This window comes from Paenibacillus sp. BC26, assembly GCF_900116125.1.
GTDB classification, from domain to species: domain Bacteria; phylum Bacillota; class Bacilli; order Paenibacillales; family Paenibacillaceae; genus Paenibacillus_Z; species Paenibacillus_Z lignilyticus.
In genome coordinates this window covers 2987979-3005617 of sequence record NZ_FPAD01000001.1, presented here as the reverse complement: position 1 = coordinate 3005617, position 17639 = coordinate 2987979, and the positions used below count along the sequence as shown (strand labels likewise).

The 17639-nt window shown below is 49.6% G+C and carries 15 protein-coding genes; all 15 read left to right on the top strand.

All coding sequences use genetic code 11. The features are described 5' to 3' along the window. Window positions 1–101 precede the first annotated feature (101 nt). The 15 genes from BM412_RS13385 to yfmH all read left to right on the top strand — a co-directional run bounded on the left by BM412_RS13385 (window position 102) and on the right by yfmH (window position 17634). Window positions 102–1097, top strand: a complete 996-nt coding sequence (locus BM412_RS13385; protein WP_091218633.1) for a polysaccharide deacetylase family protein — start codon at window positions 102–104, stop codon at window positions 1095–1097. Window positions 1098–1171: 74 nt separating this feature from the next. Next, window positions 1172–2437 (top strand): M16 family metallopeptidase, encoded by a 1266-nt coding sequence (locus BM412_RS13380; protein ID WP_091218630.1) that lies wholly within the window; start codon window positions 1172–1174, stop codon window positions 2435–2437. After that, window positions 2418–2861 (top strand): dUTP diphosphatase, encoded by a 444-nt coding sequence (dut, locus tag BM412_RS13375; protein ID WP_091218628.1) that lies wholly within the window; start codon window positions 2418–2420, stop codon window positions 2859–2861. The genes BM412_RS13380 and dut overlap by 20 nt, the downstream gene beginning before the upstream one ends. Before the next feature lie 307 nt (window positions 2862–3168). Then, the gene (gene dpsA, locus BM412_RS13370) at window positions 3169–4068 is read left to right on the top strand and encodes a dipicolinate synthase subunit DpsA (RefSeq protein ID WP_091218625.1); all 900 of its coding nucleotides are present in this window, start codon (window positions 3169–3171) and stop codon (window positions 4066–4068) included. Continuing rightward, window positions 4065–4652 (top strand): dipicolinate synthase subunit B, encoded by a 588-nt coding sequence (locus tag BM412_RS13365; RefSeq protein ID WP_090976436.1) that lies wholly within the window; start codon window positions 4065–4067, stop codon window positions 4650–4652. Before dpsA ends, BM412_RS13365 begins: the two co-directional genes overlap by 4 nt. Before the next feature lie 57 nt (window positions 4653–4709). Beyond that, a complete protein-coding gene (locus BM412_RS13360) occupies window positions 4710–5750 on the top strand; it encodes an aspartate-semialdehyde dehydrogenase (protein ID WP_091218623.1) in 1041 nt (346 codons plus the stop codon). Window positions 5751–5830: 80 nt separating this feature from the next. Next, window positions 5831–7048, top strand: a complete 1218-nt coding sequence (gene dapG, locus BM412_RS13355) for an aspartate kinase (protein WP_091218620.1) — start codon at window positions 5831–5833, stop codon at window positions 7046–7048. Window positions 7049–7277: 229 nt separating this feature from the next. Beyond that, window positions 7278–8141, top strand: coding sequence for a 4-hydroxy-tetrahydrodipicolinate synthase (gene dapA, locus BM412_RS13350; RefSeq protein WP_091218618.1), 864 nt, complete (start codon window positions 7278–7280; stop codon window positions 8139–8141). A gap of 379 nt (window positions 8142–8520) precedes the next feature. Beyond that, window positions 8521–10200, top strand: a complete 1680-nt coding sequence (locus BM412_RS13345) for a ribonuclease J (RefSeq protein ID WP_091218615.1) — start codon at window positions 8521–8523, stop codon at window positions 10198–10200. Window positions 10201–10359: 159 nt separating this feature from the next. Further along, a complete protein-coding gene (locus BM412_RS13340; RefSeq protein ID WP_091218612.1) occupies window positions 10360–11121 on the top strand; it encodes a ClpP family protease in 762 nt (253 codons plus the stop codon). After that, window positions 11118–11342, top strand: coding sequence for a YlzJ-like family protein (locus tag BM412_RS13335; RefSeq protein ID WP_091218610.1), 225 nt, complete (start codon window positions 11118–11120; stop codon window positions 11340–11342). Before BM412_RS13340 ends, BM412_RS13335 begins: the two co-directional genes overlap by 4 nt. 76 nt (window positions 11343–11418) lie before the next feature. Continuing rightward, complete coding sequence (locus tag BM412_RS13330) at window positions 11419–14052, top strand: FtsK/SpoIIIE family DNA translocase (protein ID WP_091218607.1); 2634 nt, start codon at window positions 11419–11421, stop codon at window positions 14050–14052. A 98-nt stretch (window positions 14053–14150) separates the two neighbouring features. Further along, window positions 14151–14933: a spore cortex-lytic enzyme gene (gene sleB, locus BM412_RS13325; protein WP_091218605.1), complete on the top strand. Its 783-nt coding sequence runs from the start codon at window positions 14151–14153 to the stop codon at window positions 14931–14933. Between the two features lie 129 nt (window positions 14934–15062). Beyond that, on the top strand, window positions 15063–16343 hold the full coding sequence (gene yfmF, locus BM412_RS13320) for an EF-P 5-aminopentanol modification-associated protein YfmF (RefSeq protein ID WP_091218602.1): 1281 nt from the start codon (window positions 15063–15065) through the stop codon (window positions 16341–16343). Between the two features lie 4 nt (window positions 16344–16347). Beyond that, window positions 16348–17634, top strand: coding sequence for an EF-P 5-aminopentanol modification-associated protein YfmH (gene yfmH / locus BM412_RS13315; protein WP_091218600.1), 1287 nt, complete (start codon window positions 16348–16350; stop codon window positions 17632–17634). The last annotated feature ends 5 nt before the right edge of the window (window positions 17635–17639 follow it).

The window sequence follows — 17639 nt, the reverse complement described above, 5'->3', positions numbered from 1 at the left end:
ACAGCATCTGTCTCTTTTTTTGTTGCATGGATGTTCTTCGCTTCTTCTCATAAAGTGGGCCGAGCCATAATATGATGAAGGAGAAGGGTGGGACAGCTCCTATGAAGCTGAAAAAAGCAATCGTCATGGCATCAGTCATGCTTACGCTGATCTTGTTTGTAAGGCTTAATGGCCCGCTCAACGACTATATGATGCTGCTTAAGTATGGAGACCGTGCGGCTTTTGTACCAACGCTATATGCATTTTCCGGTACGAATTCAGCTCTCATGGATACGATTCAATTAGAGGCGGAGAAGAAGCGTATAGCACCTGTCGACGCGAGAGTAGATCGGGTATGGAAAGCGATACCGGGCTATAACGGGCTCGAGATTGATGTGGACAAAACCTATCGGCTCATGGAGAATGCCCCGGAGAGCGAGCCTATTCGGTTCGTATACAAAGAAGTGGAACCGAAAATTAGCTTGGATGACCTCGGACGGGTTCCCATCTATAAAGGCAATCCAAACAAACCTATGGTAGCGTTAATGATCAATGTCGCTTGGGGCAATGAATACATTCCGTCCATGCTGAACACGCTGAGGAAAGAAAACGTAAAAGCTACGTTCTTTTTCGATGGGTCTTGGCTCAAGAAAAATACCGATGTCGCTAAGCAAATTCAAGCAGAGGGACATGAGATCTCGAATCACGCTTATACGCATCCAAAGATGAGTCAACTTGATCGGCGTTCTGCATATAATCAAATTGCAAAGACCGAAGCACTGCTTAAGTCGACCTTGAATGTCACGAATAAGTGGTTCGCGCCGCCTTCCGGCGATTTTAACCAAATGACGGTTGATGTCGCAGCAGAGCAGGGGCTCAAAACCGTCCTCTGGACGCTCGATACGGTAGACTGGATGCATCCGCCCGCGTATTCGATCATTCGTAAGGTCCGCACTCGCGTAGAGCCAGGATCGCTCATCCTGATGCATCCGACGGATTCGTCGAGTGCAGCGCTTCAAGGGATGATAACCGCAATCAAGCAGAAAGGGCTTATGCTCGGCACGGTAAGCGAGACGCTTTCCTCCAAGAGAACCTCATTAGTTGAGGCAAGACCATAATTTTGTTATAGTGAAGTCATTGTATTTCTGCTAGGTGGAGAAGAAGCAGCAGAAAACGTGTAGGAGGAACCGAATTGAATAACTATACCCTTAGCAATGGTTTACGCGTCGTAGTAGAATACATACCGACATTCCGATCGGTGGCCTTTGGAATTTGGGTCAAGACCGGCTCGCGAAATGAATCGCCGGAGAATAACGGCATTTCCCATTTTATCGAGCATATGTTGTTTAAAGGAACGGAACGTCACAGCGCCAAAGATATCGCGGATCTGTTCGATGGGATCGGCGGTAATGTCAATGCGTTTACAGCCAAAGAATACACTTGTTATTTTGCCAAAGTATTGGATCAGCATTTGCCAATCGCCGTGGACGCGTTAGCAGACATGTTCTTCAATTCACAAATGGACGCGGGAGAATTGGCCAAAGAGAAAAATGTCATTCTCGAAGAAATTTCGATGTATGAAGATACACCTGATGATAAAGTACATGATGAAGCGTCGCGTGCCGCTTACGGGGATCACCCGCTTGCTTATTCCATTCTCGGTTTGGAAGAGCGGTTAAGCGCCATGGACGGGGATTCGCTGCGCGGTTATATGAAGAGCCAGTACCGAATCGACAACACCGTCATTAGCGTGGCAGGCAATGTGGAAGAAAAAGCACTGATCGAGCTGCTGGAGAAACATTTCGGCGGTTTCCAAAATAACGGAACGGAAACTGCGGTTTCCACTCCAACCTTTAGCGGGCAATACCTGTTCCATAAGAAGAAAACCGAACAAAACCATATTTGTATCTCGTTCCCGGGCTGTTCCATTGCAGATCCGCAGCTGTATGCGATGATTTTGCTGAACAATGCGGTTGGCGGAGGCATGAGCTCCAGACTGTTCCAAGAAATTCGCGAGAAACGCGGACTTGCGTATTCGGTTTATTCCTATCATACCTCTTACGCAGACAGCGGATTGTTTACCGTTTATGCAGGGACAGCGCCTAAGCAAACGAAAGAAGTACTGGAGCTGACGATGGCTCAAATGCATGATTTGGCCGTTAAAGGCTTAACGGATACTGAATTGCATCGTGGTAAGGAGCAGCTGAAAGGAAGTCTGATTCTTAGCCTTGAAAGCACGTCAAGCCGTATGAATCGACTAGGCAAGAACGAGTTGATGCTCGGCCGCCACTATACGCTGGATGAAATGCTGAAGCGCATTGATGATGTCGATATGAAGGATATTCAAGACGTAACGAAACGAATGCTATCCGTTCCTTTTGCCGTGGCGATGGTCGGCAGCAACGATAAAGCAGCAGCGTCAATCGGGAGGGATTCACTTGTTTCAAGTGTTATTTAAACGACTGCCGGGCAGTGAAGAAATCGCTTTGCCGCGTAAGATGTCAGAGCTTGCGGCGGGGTTCGATCTTCAAGCGGCAGTTAACGAGCCTGTCATCTTGAACCCGGGAGAGCGCAAGCTCATCCCGACGGGGTTCTCGATGGCAATGCCCGCAGAACTGGAAGCGCAAATCCGTCCAAGAAGCGGGCTTGCCTACAAGCATGGGATAACTTGCTTGAATTCACCCGGGACAATCGATGCCGATTACCGAGGCGAGGTAAAGGTGCTGCTGGTTAATTTGGGGCAAGAGCCGTTTACCATTGAGCGTGGGGAGCGCATTGCGCAGATGCTGTTCCAGATCGTGCCTGATGTAGCTATTGCCGAGGTGGATGAGCTGCCGGATACCGTACGCGGTGCAGGTGGCTTTGGCCATACGGGCGTGTAACCCGAAAAAGCAGAAATTATATATTTATTGTGAGAAGAGCATCGAGGCTGCAGCCTCGGTGCTCTTTTGCGTTTAATGGCGGCTCGAATTTCATTTTCACCCCGCTCTGGGCGGATGCATAAGATGGTCTATAACCAAGTGCGCATACTGTCATTTGGGTTGCCTTGACGGAAGGCGCTGGGGCAGTTACAGAGATGCTGTTAACCGGACCGCGATGCTTACGTGTCCAACGGTTACAGTAGTACTGCTAACCGAGCCGCGAAATACGCGCGTCTAACGGTTACAGTAGGAAAGGAGTGATACCCTTATGTTGACAGGGGTTCAGGTCTTGCTTCTTGGCGGCGACGCTCGGGGGCTAGAGGTCATCCGGAAGCTGACCGAGCTCGATGCATCGGTTACGGTTGCGGGCTTTGATCAGCTGCATTCCTCACTGGACGGAGCGGTGCGCGCCGAGCTCAGCGAGGATTTGTTTGCGACTGCTGATGCGCTGGTGCTGCCGGCCGTCGGAACGGACGATGACGGCAAAATCATTGCTGTTTTCAGTGACCGCGAATTAGTGCTGACTGATGAATATGTTGCACGATTACCGAAGCATTGCACCGTGTATACGGGGATGGCAAAACCATATTTGCGGAATTTATGCGGTAAATATGCGATTCGCCTTGTTGAATTGTTCGACCGCGATGACGTCGCCATTTATAACTCCATCCCGACAGCGGAAGGTGCTGTCATGATGGCGATTCAGAACACGGATATCACCATTCACGGTTCATCCTGCATGGTGCTCGGCATCGGCAGAACAGGATTTACATTGGCACGCACATTGCAAGGACTTGGGGCGAAAGTGAAGGTAGGCGTGCGCCGCGAGGAGCATTTTGCAAGAGCGTATGAGATGGGGTTCGAGCCCTTCTACATCAAGCAATTACAGCAGTTTGTAGGGAATATTGACTTGCTTTTTAATACAATTCCGACTATGATAGTCACAGCGCAAATTATAGCAAATTTGCCATCGCGAGCGGTCATTATTGACCTCGCTTCGAAGCCCGGCGGAACGGATTTCCGCTTTGCCGAGAAGCGCGGAATTAAAGCGTTGCTCGCCCCCGGCCTACCAGGAATCGTCGCACCCAAAACCGCTGGACGTATCATTGCGGATTGTTTAAGTCGATTGATTGAGGAAGATTTCAGGCAACGGGGGAATGAGCAATGAAATGGCAAGGCAAAACGGTGGGCTATGCGCTCTCCGGTTCTCACTGTACGTTTGCAGAGGTCATGCCGGTCATTCAGCGGTTTGTTGACGAGGGAGCGAATGTTGTTCCAATCGTGACGCAAACACTGATTACTACGGATACGCGATTTGGAACTGCGGCAGAGTGGCAGCGGCAGCTAAAGTCCATCACTGGCAATGAAATTATTTCGACAATCGTCGATGCTGAGCCCCTGGGGCCATCTAAACTGCTCGACGTTCTTGTTATTGCACCTTGCACGGGCAATACGACAAGTAAACTCGCCAATGCGATGACTGATAGCCCTGTACTCATGGCTGCGAAAGCGCAAATGCGCAATCAACGTCCGCTTGTTCTCGCCATCTCGACGAATGACGGTCTCGGCTTAAACGCCGCTAACATTGCAAAACTTTTAGTTTGTAAAAACGTTTATTTTGTACCCTTCGGGCAGGATAATCCTATTCAGAAGCCTAACTCGCTTGTCGCCAAAATGGAGCTCGTACCTGAGGCTTGCGAAGCCGCCTTACTGGGTAAACAGCTGCAGCCTTTATTGATTGAACGTTCTTAATTTGTAAGCAGAAAAGTCTCAATTTTACGAATTCAGATGTAATTGGAGCGATCCTTCATGTCGAATCAAAAGTTGTTTAACGTCGCAGTAGTTGGTGCGACAGGCGCAGTAGGAGAACAAATCATTGGTTTGCTCGAGAGAAGGGATTTTCCGATCGCTGAGCTGAAATTGCTGTCTTCCGCACGCTCAGCGGGTACGAAGATCATGTTCAAGGGAAAAGAAATTACGGTGGAGGAAGCTACGCCGGACAGCTTTAAAGGAATCGAAATCGCCTTGTTCAGTGCGGGCGGCGATGTGACAAAGGCACTTGCCCCCCACGCTGTCGAGCATGGCGCTGTTTGCATCGACAATACGAATGCTTATCGGATGGACCCGGATACGCCGCTAGTCGTACCTGAGGTGAATATCGATAAGGTAAATGATCACAAAGGGATCATTGCGAATCCGAATTGTTCGACGATTCAGATGGTTGCGGCTTTGAAGCCATTGCAAGACCGTTACGGTATTTCTCGTATTATTGTCTCCACCTATCAAGCCGTTTCCGGCGCAGGCAGCCGTGCAATAGACGAGATGCTGCGTCAGACGCGCGAGGTATTGGATGGCAATGACGTGAATCCGGATATTTTGCCGGTAGGATCGTTGCCGGTGAAACATCAGATTGCATTCAATGCGATTCCGCAAATTGATAAGTTCCAAGACAATGGTTACACGCTTGAAGAAATGAAGATGGTTCGAGAAACGAAGAAAATTTTGGGTGATGAGTCCATCGACGTAACAGCGACATGTGTTCGTATTCCTGTCGTTTATGGCCACTCAGAATCCGTATACGTAGAGCTCAAACAAGATTATGAACTGGAAGACGTCAGGACGCTCATTGCCGAAGCTCCGGGTGTCGAGCTTGTCGACGATCCTACAGGGCAACGTTATCCGCTGGCTACCGAAGCGGCTGGCAAACCTGAAGTTTTCGTTGGACGACTTCGCCGTGATCTAGGCTGTGCACGCGGTTTGAATCTATGGATTGTTTCCGATAATCTGCTCAAAGGCGCAGCATGGAATGCTGTGCAAATCGCAGAATACATCGCCATTGAGAAAGAATAGACGATCCACAACAGAAGCAGGTTGTTCAGGAAGCTAACGATTCGACGACGTTGTTCTCGTTCGGATACGGAGGCTTGTGAATGCGCATCCTCGTTCAGAAGTTCGGCGGGACATCATTGTCCTCGGACGAAGCCAGACAATTAGTCATCGGACATATTGAGCGGGAACGGCAACGACAGTACGGACTCGTCGTTGTCGTCTCTGCAATGGGGAGAAAAGGCGATCCCTACGCAACGGACACGCTTCTCTCGCTTATTCGCAATCATGGGGATTCACTTCCTGCTAAAGAACGTGATATGCTGCAAGGCTGCGGAGAAATCATCTCCGCTGCATTACTCTGCAGTATGTTGCGTGCCTCAGGGATTCCGGCGATTGCGTTGACCGGCGGAGGCGCAGGCATTATAACCGATAACCAATATGGGCGTGCCCGTATTATTGAAATTCGGACGGAAGCCATTCATAAAGCATTAGAGGATGGTCAAGTTGTAATCGTTACCGGATTTCAAGGCGTGACAGAAGCAGGGGATATTACGACGCTCGGCAGAGGCGGCAGCGATACTTCGGCGACTGCCTTAGGCGCTGCGCTCCGCGCAGAGCGAGTCGATATTTATACAGATGTAAACGGCATTCTAACCGCAGATCCCAGGATCGTGAAGGATGCTCGGCCATTATCGGTAATCAGCTATGCTGAGATCGGCAACATGGCAAGACAAGGCGCGAAAGTCATTCATCCGCGAGCGGTAGAGATTGCCCAGCAAGCTCGTATTCCGCTTCGCGTACGTTCAACCTTCTCTGAAGAAGAGGGGACGCTTGTGACGGACACCTTCGATGCGGCTGCCAAAGCATCTGCGGTGCGAGATCGTCATGTCACCGGTGTGGCACATGTCAGCGGTGTTACTCAAATTACGGTACAGGCGCAGGATGGACACACCGACGTACAATTGCAAGTGTTTCAAGCAATGGCTAGGCATCAAATCAGTGTTGATTTTATTAACGTAAATCCCGGTGGTGCGGTATATACCGTATTTGATCATGATGCAGACAAGGCCGTTTCGGTTCTGCATGATATCGGTTATACACCGCGGGCAGTAAGCGGATGTGCCAAAATCTCCGTCATAGGCGGCGGAATGAACGGTGTTCCCGGCATCATGGCACGTATTGTGGAAGCGCTGACGGAGCAAGGGATACCCATCTTGCAATCAGCGGATTCCAACACGACAATTTGGGTGCTGGTCAGTGAAAAGTACATGGCCGGTGCACTGCAAGCGCTGCACACTAAATTTTCTTTACATGAATAGCAATCTTAAGTAGCCTTATAATTATGCAATTCGAAACACGAAACCAGATTACGAAGTCAAGCTTTGCGAAGCAAGGCAAACGAGTTCTGATGTTTTGCTTCGCAGACCTTTTTTTTCATATAAGAACGTATAAGTTTCACTTTATACTTAGCTTATATTTCATCGGCATGAAACGTGCTTATCCGTCGTAGCGAAGGAGACAGCCGATTCACCTTGGGAGGAATCATACATGGATTTCGGAAGAATAATTACTGCAATGGTTACCCCGTTCCATGCGGACGGATCGATTGACTGGGAAACAACAGGACGGTTAATGGACTACTTGATCGAAGATCAGCAGAGCGATAGCATCGTGGTTTCCGGGACAACCGGGGAATCCCCGACGCTTACCGATGATGAGAAGATCGCATTGTTTACTTTTGCTGTAGAGCACGCTCGCGGACGCTGCAAAATTATTGCAGGCTCCGGAAGCAATGAAACGGCTCATTCCATCCACTTGACTCAAGTGGCAGAGAAATGCGGAGTGGATGGGGCATTATTGGTTGTGCCTTATTACAACAAGCCGACGCAAGAAGGGATTTTCCAGCACTTCAAAGTTATCGCTGAAGGCACTAAACTGCCAATTATGGTCTATAACGTTCCTGGACGTACGATTGTCAGCATGTCTGCCGAGACTACGCTTCGTCTTGCTCAAATTCCGAATATCGTGGCGACTAAAGAATGTGCTTCCCTTGATCAAGTGACCTTGATCGCTTCGCAAGCACCTGCAGATTTCCGCGTTTACAGCGGAGATGACAGCAGTGCACTGCCTGCGGTTGCTGTAGGAGCACATGGTATTGTCAGTGTGGCCAGCCATATTATCGGCAAGCAGATTCGTGAAATCATCGAGTCTTATTTGAAGGGCGATGTTGCACAAGCTTACAAGGTGCATGCTGCTTCGCTGCCTATCTTCAGAGGGCTGTTTGATCTTCCGAACCCTGTGCTCGTGAAAGCGGCACTGAACCTGAAAGGTCTGCCTGTAGGCGGCGTTCGTTTGCCTCTGGTTGATGCGAACGAGTCAGAGCTGGCTGCGCTTCGCAGCATTTTGAACTAACACGTTATTCACTGCTCGTGGTCCTTATTTCCGCAGTCGCCACAAACCGGTGCGCTTGCATCGGTTTTTTGTTTGTACATAGAGAAGGTCATTCTTGACTGGACATTTTCTCCTTTACTTGTTTTTCGTATTTTCAATCATGTATAATGAATGCAAGTGACGGTGTGCGGCAAAATATTGAAAATGTGTAACGCCTAGGGTGGCGTTGAACAGCACTAGTTATTACTTGTATGAAGCAGCGTTCCTGCGGGAGGAACGTCCAGCCATACAATTTGGACAACTATTATATAAGTTCGATCAGATTAGCTTCGGTTTCTGTCGTTACGGCGGAGATGAGGTCTGGTTTGTTTCGTAAAACTATTAGGAGGTACGGATACACTTGTCTAAGAAAAACATCCAGGATAAGCTGCTTATTTTCGCACTTGGCGGCGTCGGTGAAATCGGGAAGAACATGTATGTCATTCAATATGGAAATGATATCGTAGTCGTAGATGCAGGTCTTAAATTCCCGGAAGAAGATATGCTCGGAATTGATATTGTCATCCCAGACATTACGTATTTAACGGAGAATCGCGATAAAGTAAGAGGGATTCTGATTACGCATGGTCATGAGGATCACATTGGCGGCTTGCCATATGTATTGAAACACTTGAATGTGCCGATTTACGGTACGAAATTAACACTTGGCTTGATCGAGGGCAAATTGAAGGAAGCGGGCTTGCTTGGCGAGACGAAACGCATCCTGATCAATGCGGATTCCGAAGTGCAATTGGGATCCATGAAAGCGTCCTTCTTCAGAACAAACCACAGTATTCCGGATTCCGTAGGCGTATGCTTAGATACTCCGGAAGGTACAGTCGTGCATACAGGCGACTTTAAGTTCGACCATACACCGGTAAACAATCAATACGCAGACTTGCAGCGTATGGCGGGAATCGGAGCGCGCGGCGTTCTGGCCTTGCTGTCGGATAGCACGAATGCCGAGCGTGCAGGCTTTACTCCTTCGGAGAGCATGATCGGTGTTGAGCTTGAAGATATTTTCCGTAAAGCTACGCAACGTGTCGTCGTTGCAACTTTTGCATCCAACGTTCACCGTATTCAACAAGTCGTGAATGCAGCAATCGCAACAAAACGCAAAATAGCCGTTGTTGGCCGCAGCATGGTCAACGTCGTGTCGGTCGCATCCGAACTGGGTTATTTGAACATTCCGGAAGGCACGATTATCGAGCCTGAAGAAATCAACAAAATGGCCGCTGACCGCGTTGCAGTCCTTTCGACAGGAAGCCAAGGCGAGCCGATGTCCGCTCTTACGCGCATGGCGCGTTCGACACATCGTAAGGTTGATATTATGCCTGGCGATACGGTTATTATTGCAGCAACTCCAATTCCGGGTAACGAGCGTTATGTTGGCCGTACGGTAGACGAGCTGTTCCGTCTCGGAGCTAATGTTATTTACGGACCGGGTTCTGTTTCCGGCGTTCACGTTTCCGGTCACGGCAGCCAAGAAGAATTGAAGCTGATGCTTAACCTCATCAGACCGAAATATTTCATTCCGATCCACGGTGAATACCGTATGCTTCGCCAGCACGCCTTGCTGGGTGAATCCGTAGGGATCGAGCGCGAGAATATCTTCGTAATCGACAATGGGGATACAGTTGAATTCACAGGCGGCGTTGCTCGTAAAGGCAGCAAAGTACCTGCAGGTAACGTCCTGATTGACGGACTTGGCGTAGGCGATGTAGGTAATATCGTACTTCGCGACCGTAAGCTTCTGTCCCAAGACGGCATTCTCGTAGTCGTAGTAACGCTAAGCAAGCAAGATGGTGCGATTTTGTCCGGTCCGGATATCATCTCCCGCGGTTTTGTTTACGTTCGCGAGTCCGAAGGTCTGCTTGAAGAAGCTAACCGTATCGTAACTTCAACGTTGCATAAGCTGATGAACGATAAAGTCAATGAGTGGGCATCGCTCAAAACGAATGTGAAAGATGCACTCGGACGTTTCTTGTATGAGCAAACGCGCCGTCGCCCAATGATTTTGCCAATCATCATGGAAGTATAGAATTGTCCCACCTATAGGTAACGGTCTCCGAAGAGCGTCATGCTCAATCTCGGAGGCCGTTTCTTTTTGCCGGGAATTGTATAATTCTACAGGCAGATTCCATACTATGCAGAGCCGACCATAGGCAGTTTAGGTGGAATGTTGAGGAGGACAAGGCATATGTTTGAGGATCAACTAGTTTTTAAATCGGAGCAACCGGAGCCGCCGCCGGCACCTGACCGTAAACCGAGCACAAATCCGATCGTGGAAACGATTCAGCAGTTGGGTCAAACGACGACGCCGCAAGCGGAGTCCAATATATTTTGCATGACGATTATCGGGCAGGTGGAGGGACATCTCGTATTGCCTCCGCAAAACAAGACAACGAAGTACGAGCACTTGATCCCTCAGCTAGTCGCCGCAGAGCAAAATGCTAAGATCGAAGGCATTATGATTGTGCTGAACACGGTCGGCGGGGATGTGGAGGCAGGGTTAGCTATTGCCGAAATGATTTCTTCGCTAACCAAGCCAACGGTAACTTTGGTACTCGGCGGCGGTCATTCGATCGGAGTGCCGATAGCGGTAGCCGGCAACAAATCGTTTATCGCGGAATCAGCGACGATGACCATACATCCGATTCGATTAAACGGACTCGTTATTGGGGTACCGCAAACCTTCGAATATTTGGACAAAATGCAAGAACGGGTCGTACGGTTCGTTACTTCCCATTCCAATATATCCGAAGCGAAATTCAAAGAATTGATGTTTAAAACAGGTGAGCTTACACGAGATATTGGGACGACCGTTATCGGTCCGGATGCGGTGAAGCATGGGTTGATCGATGCCGTAGGCGGCATTGGACAGGCGCTGCGTGATTTGAATTTACTGATTGATCAGCGTAAGCAAGCAACCGCTGCCGGGGCAGGAGGGTTAACGCAATGACGATCTATTCAACAATGCCGCTGGAGCTTGTTTATGACGGAATCAACCATCAGCCGGGGCCGTATGTGTCCATAAAGATCGGGGATGTACAGCTGCAAATCGAATCGGTTACGCCGGGCGTCGGACGTATCGTACGTTTGCTTGACGGTCCGTTAGATGCGTATTTGCGTCCGGAGCTTTACCCGGGAACGTTGATCGCTTTCGGGCATCCATCCTCGTAGAAAGCCCGCCCTTACTGGATAATAGTAGCACAACCTATGGTCTCCTATGGTATAATGGCTACCAGAGGTGACCATTTTGGCGAAGAAAAAGAAGAAGAGAAAGAGCTCAATTGGGACGAGCCTTAAATATGAAGTATATGGCATTTTACTCATAACCGTATCCGTAATAGCGTTGTCGGGTGAAGCAACGGTTGGCCGTTCCTTGTCCAAACTATTTGGTTTAATGCTGGGTAAGTTTTATTTTGTCCTTCCGCTAGTCGGCATCTATGTCGGTCTGATTGTCATGATGAAACGCGCCTGGCCAACAGGCTGGTCCACACGTAAGACGGGCTTCCTACTCGCCGTACTTGCATGCACCTTATGGAGCTCGGTAGCCGTAATGGATCTGAAAACAGAACCAACGGGCGGACTGACAGCTTCTTACATACTTTCTCAACTGGGAAGCGATATTCGCGGGACATTAATGACCTCAGCTCAGCAGGCTCAGGTGGATCGTGTCGTTCCTACCGTCAGCGGCGGTTATGCGGGAGCCATACAATATACGCTGCTCTATTGGCTGTTCGGTTATTTTGGCGCTAAGTTCATTATGATCGTTATGTTCGCGATCGCCATTATGCTCATGACCGGTAAATCCTATGTGGATTTACTGCGGGCTGGCCGTATAAGAGGCGGTCGGTTCTGGTCGCTGCTACGGATGAAGTTGTTCACGAAGAGACAATCGTTGGCATCGGCAGGTGCGAAAGCAGGGCCGGCTAAAGGCAATGTCGTGACCTTGGATGACCTGGATGACGATGATGACGAGAATTATGCACCCGTGCATAACCCGCGTGCGAAGAAGAGCAGATTTCCTATTTTCTCTTGGTTTAACGAAGTACCGAAGACTAATGAGGAAGCTCATGATTCCGAGTGGCAGATGGATGATGGACATAAGACGACGGATGCCAAAGGTCAAGCGGGACGGATGCCTTGGCAAGACAATGAGGATGAAGACGAGCTTGGCTGGCAGGCGAATGTGCTGGAGCAGATCGAAGAACGAACGGCGAAACCGAAACAAGAGCCGATTCCGGCTTGGGAGCTTCCTTACGATGATGAGAAGGATAACGCGGATGTGCTCACTGATTTCCGCCCGATTGATAATCCGGCTGAAGTACAGGAGGATGAAGCGGAGGCCGATGAGTTTGAGGAAGAGCTGCTGGTCGCAGCCATCCCGACAAGTCCTGCCATTATGCCGGATGATCCGGATTCGCCGGAAGGCACGCTCAGTGTCGTCAAGCGGCCAATGGAGAAACCCTATGTGCTGCCATCGATGGCACTCCTGCAGAAGCCGAGCGGACTTGGCAAGACCGGGGAAACAGCCGACTCCTTGGAGTCCAGACGCAAACTGGAAGCGACGCTTGAGAGCTTTGGCGTAAGAGCCAAGGTGCTTGATGTTGTTCGAGGTCCTGCCGTAACCCGGTATGAAGTACAGCCTGCCACAGGCGTTAAGGTTAGCCGTATTGTCGGTCTGACCGATGATATCGCGCTTGCGCTTGCAGCCAAAGATATTCGGATGGAAGCTCCGATCCCGGGTAAATCGGCGATCGGGATCGAGGTGCCGAACACAGAAGTGTCGGTTGTAACGATGCGCGAAGTTATGGAGACACCTTCGTTCTTAAATGCGAGCTCGAAGATGTCGATTGCTTTCGGTCGAGATATTTCCGGGCAGCCGATCGTTGGGAATCTGGCGAAGATGCCGCACTTGCTTGTAGCGGGTGCTACGGGCTCCGGTAAATCCGTCTGTATTAACGGGATTATTACAAGCATTCTGTATAAAGCGCGACCGGATGAAGTGAAGCTGCTTATGATCGATCCGAAGATGGTCGAGCTCAATATGTACAATGGGATTCCTCATTTGCTTGCACCGGTTGTTACCGATGCAAGACGTGCATCGTTAGCACTGAAGAAGATTGTTGTCGAAATGGAGAAACGCTATGAGATGTTCTCCAAGTCAGGCACGCGTAATATTGAAGGTTACAATACGCTCATGGCGGATAATCCGGCAGCGGTACTTCCTTATATCGTTGTTATCGTGGATGAGCTTGCAGATTTGATGATGGTTGCCGCTAACGATGTCGAGGATGCGATTTGTCGTCTGGCCCAGATGGCGCGCGCTTCGGGAATCCACCTTATCATTGCCACGCAGCGTCCGTCCGTTGACGTTATTACAGGTGTTATTAAGGCGAATATTCCTTCTCGAATTGCTTTCGGCGTTTCTTCGCAGGTCGACTCGCGTACCATTCTGGATATGGTAGGCGCGGAGAAATTACTCGGTCGGGGCGATATGCTATTCCTGCCTGTCGGCATGTCGAAGCCGATTCGGGTGCAAGGCGCATTCCTCTCCGACCATGAGGTCGAAGCTGTTGTTGCTTATGCTCGCGGTCAAGGCGAAGCCGAGTATAAAGAAGATTTGGTACCGGAGATTGATGATACCGTATCCGAGAATGAAGAGATACTGGACGAGCTTTATGATCAAGCTGTCCGTATCGTGCTGGAAGCGAAGCAGGCGTCGGTGTCCTTGCTTCAAAGACGGATGCGTATTGGCTACACACGTGCCGCAAGACTGATTGATCAGATGGAAGCGCGCAGCATCGTAGGACCTTACGAAGGCAGCAAACCACGTGAAGTGCTGCTCACGATGGATCAATATGAAGCAGGAAAGATTAGCTCTTAAGGCAAATTCATGCATAATCGTATCCTTGATTTCTCATACTAGGAATATGCTTCGCTTGCTTTGCGAATCCATTTGCAAGAGAAAGGCAGATTCTAAAGATGAGAAATCGTTTAATTACGGTGACCATCGTCATCGTCCTTCTGTTGTTCGGCGCCTTCACATTGAAGCATGCCTCGTTCGGTAAAACTACCGAAACGTTCAGCAGCGCTACACTCAAAGTCGGGTCTTCAGGAAAAGACGTCACAGAGCTGCAAGGCCGGTTGAAAGCACTTGGCTACTTCGACGGCAAAGTTGACGGAGTTTTCGGGGCCAACACGAAAAAAGCAGTCACATGGTTTCAATGGAAGTTCGGCCTCAAATCCGATGGGGTTGTCGGGGCGAAAACCAAATTGAAGCTGTGGGAAGCTACGAAGAATTGGAAACCGACCGCAGCAGATACGAACAGCGGCGGCGGCAGCGGCAGTGGATCGAGCGGTAATAACAACACATCGGGATCGGATGTAAACAAGTCCAATAACCTTGGCTTGTCTGCGAATGATCTCAAGCTGATGGCAAATGCAGTGTACGGTGAATCTCGCGGAGAGCCCTTTATCGGGCAGGTAGCAGTGGCAGCTGTTATATTGAATCGGGTGAAGTCGCCGAGCTTCCCCAATACGGTATCCGGTGTTATATTTCAGCCGGGTGCTTTCACCGCAGTGGCTGACGGACAAATTTGGCTGACACCCAATGAGAACGCGAAAAAAGCGGTACAGGATGCGATTAACGGCTTGGATCCTACCGGCGGATGTCTCTATTACTTTAATCCGGTGACTGCGACATCCAAATGGATATGGACGCGTCCGCAAGTGAAAACGATCGGAAAACATATTTTCTGCATGTAGTAATTTGAGGAGCAGCCTGCTGATCGACGCGGGTTGCTTCTTCCATTTCCGATCGGGTAGAATGGAATAGATCCTAGGAAATTGGAATAGATTGACTTTATAAACTTGAGCGGAAGGGGGTCGTGTTGCGTGAGCAACTCTCCATTTCAACGAGGACAGCTGAATCGAATTCGATTGCATGTTCTGCCCACACAGCGCTTCAAAACATTTTCCATTTCCTTGTACTGCGGTCTCCCATTGACGGAAGAGACCGTTACTCCCGTAGCGTTAATTCCATTTGTGCTGCGCCGGGGAACGGCTTCAACACCGGAGACGATTGAGTTCCGCGAACGTCTGGATGACTTGTATGGTGCAGGCTTCGGCTTTGACGTGTACAAACGAGGAGACGCACAAATCGTCCAGTTTAGAATGGACGTCATCAACGATCGGTTCGTTTCGTCCGAGCAACCGCTGCTTGGCGAATCTTTGAAACTGTTAGGCGAGGTACTAACCGAGCCGACATTAGAGAACGGGCATCTTCGCGCCAAATACGTAGAGGCTGAGAAAGAAACGCTGCGTAAGCGACTTGAGGCGATCATTAACGATAAAATTCGTTATGCAGCGGAGCGTTGCTTAGAGGTCATGTGCGAGGATGAGCCTTACAGGCTTCATCCGCTCGGCAAACTCGAAGACATAGCGAGTCTGACACCGGAGTCCGTAACGGCAGCTTATCGAAACTGGCTGTCCCATGCAGCCTTTGATTTGTATGTCGTCGGTGACACTTCGCTGGAAGAAGTGAAAGCGCTCGTAGCGGAGGCGTTCCATCATAATGAGGGAGCACCTGCCGATTATACACTGCCGGAGATTCGCAAGCCGATCAGTCAGGTTCAGACGGTTGTCGAACGAATGGACGTGAATCAAGGCAAGCTGAACCTCGGCCTCCGGATTAATACGGCTTATGGCGACGATGATTACCCGGCAGCACTGCTGTATAACGGTATTCTTGGCGGTTACCCGCATTCCAAGCTATTCCTGAACGTACGGGAGAAAGCCAGCTTGGCTTATTATGCTTCCTCGCGTTTAGACGGGCACAAAGGCATTTGCACCATTCAATCCGGTATTGAAATCGCCAATTACGACAAAGCAACTACGATCATTAAAGAACAGCTGGAGAGCATGCGAAGCGGCAGCTACAGTGACCTGGAGATGAATCAGACGAAAGCGATGATCGCCAATCATCTGCGGGAGCTGCAAGATTCCGCGAATGAAATGATCGGCTTTGATTTCAATGCGATTCTATCTAAGCGCGAGCGTTCAGCCGCGCAGCTGTTGGAGCAGGTTCAGGCCGTTACTGCCGAGCAAATCGCCGCCATCGCACACAAAACCGAGCTGGATACGATCTATTTCCTGCGCGACAGGAAGGAGGGCTAAGCCTATGGAAACGTTAGCTTACCCAGGCGTTCAAGAAACGCTGTACCGTGAAATTTTACCGAATGGGCTGGAAGTAGTAGTGCTGCCCAAAGAAGGATTCAGCAAAACCTACGCGACATTCTCCACCCGTTACGGATCGATTGATAATCGGTTTGCCGTAGGAGATCAAACACCGATTTCAGTGCCGGACGGCATCGCTCATTTCTTGGAGCATAAGATGTTTGAAGAGCCGACGGGAGATATTTTCGCTACATTTGCATCCCAAGGCGCATCGGCAAACGCGTATACCAGCTTCGATCGCACGGTTTACCTTTTCTCGGCGACGGAGCAAATCGAAGCGAATCTCGAAACTTTAATCGACTTTGTGCAAAATCCTTACTTCACCGACGAGAACGTCGAGAAGGAGAAAGGAATCATCGAGCAGGAAATCAATATGTATCGCGATAATGCGGACTGGCGTGTTTATTTTGGGCTGATCGATGCGCTGTATCACAACCACCCGATACATATCGACATTGCCGGTACGGTCGATTCTATCCGTCAGATTACCAAAGAAACGCTGTACAGCTGCTATGAAACCTTCTACCACCCGTCCAACATGTTCTTGTTTGTTGTAGGCGGCGTCCAAGCAGAGGCGGTTATGAAGCTGGTTCGCGAGAATCAGGCCCGAAAGACCTTTGAGCCGCAAGGCCCAATCTCGAGATTTTTCGATCCGGAGCCGGAAACGGTGAAGATCCCGCGCAAAACAGCAGCGTTGCCTGTTTCCATGCCGAAATGCATGATTGGCTTTAAAGAAAATCGCGGCGCTTTGAATCCGGAAGAGCTTCTTCGCACGGAGCTTGCAACTAAATTGATGCTTGATGCGTTGTTAGGTTCGAGTGCACCTATTTATCATGCTTTGTACGATGATAATCTCATCTCGGATTCCTTCGGGCATGAGTTCAACAGCAGCGAGGATTATGCTTTCTCTGTTGTAGGTGGCGAAACCCGCGATCCGGATGAACTCATTCGCCGGCTTCGCGCTGCTATCGATGAAGCCCAAACAACGGGCCTTAACGAGGAAACATTCGAGCGGACCAAACGCAAAAAAATCGGCGGTTATCTTCGTATGCTTAACTCCCCTGAAGCAATCGCCGGTGAATTCACACGCTATCGATTCCGTGGTGCAGATTTGTTTAAGATGCTGCCCGTCTATGAAAGCATTACGCTCGAAGAAGCAAATGAGCGACTGCGTAATCATTTTGACTGGAATCGAATGGCCGTATCCATCGTAGCAAAAGAAGCCAATTGAAAACA

Coding starts and splice junctions, on each gene's coding strand:
- BM412_RS13365 (WP_090976436.1), top strand. CDS start 4,065: ATGAAATGGCAAGGCAAAACGGTGGGCTATGCGCTCTCCGGTTCTCAC.
- sleB (WP_091218605.1), top strand. CDS start 14,151: ATGAGAAATCGTTTAATTACGGTGACCATCGTCATCGTCCTTCTGTTG.
- BM412_RS13335 (WP_091218610.1), top strand. CDS start 11,118: ATGACGATCTATTCAACAATGCCGCTGGAGCTTGTTTATGACGGAATC.
- yfmH (WP_091218600.1), top strand. CDS start 16,348: ATGGAAACGTTAGCTTACCCAGGCGTTCAAGAAACGCTGTACCGTGAA.
- BM412_RS13340 (WP_091218612.1), top strand. CDS start 10,360: ATGTTTGAGGATCAACTAGTTTTTAAATCGGAGCAACCGGAGCCGCCG.
- BM412_RS13360 (WP_091218623.1), top strand. CDS start 4,710: ATGTCGAATCAAAAGTTGTTTAACGTCGCAGTAGTTGGTGCGACAGGC.
- BM412_RS13385 (WP_091218633.1), top strand. CDS start 102: ATGAAGCTGAAAAAAGCAATCGTCATGGCATCAGTCATGCTTACGCTG.
- dapA (WP_091218618.1), top strand. CDS start 7,278: ATGGATTTCGGAAGAATAATTACTGCAATGGTTACCCCGTTCCATGCG.
- dapG (WP_091218620.1), top strand. CDS start 5,831: ATGCGCATCCTCGTTCAGAAGTTCGGCGGGACATCATTGTCCTCGGAC.
- dpsA (WP_091218625.1), top strand. CDS start 3,169: ATGTTGACAGGGGTTCAGGTCTTGCTTCTTGGCGGCGACGCTCGGGGG.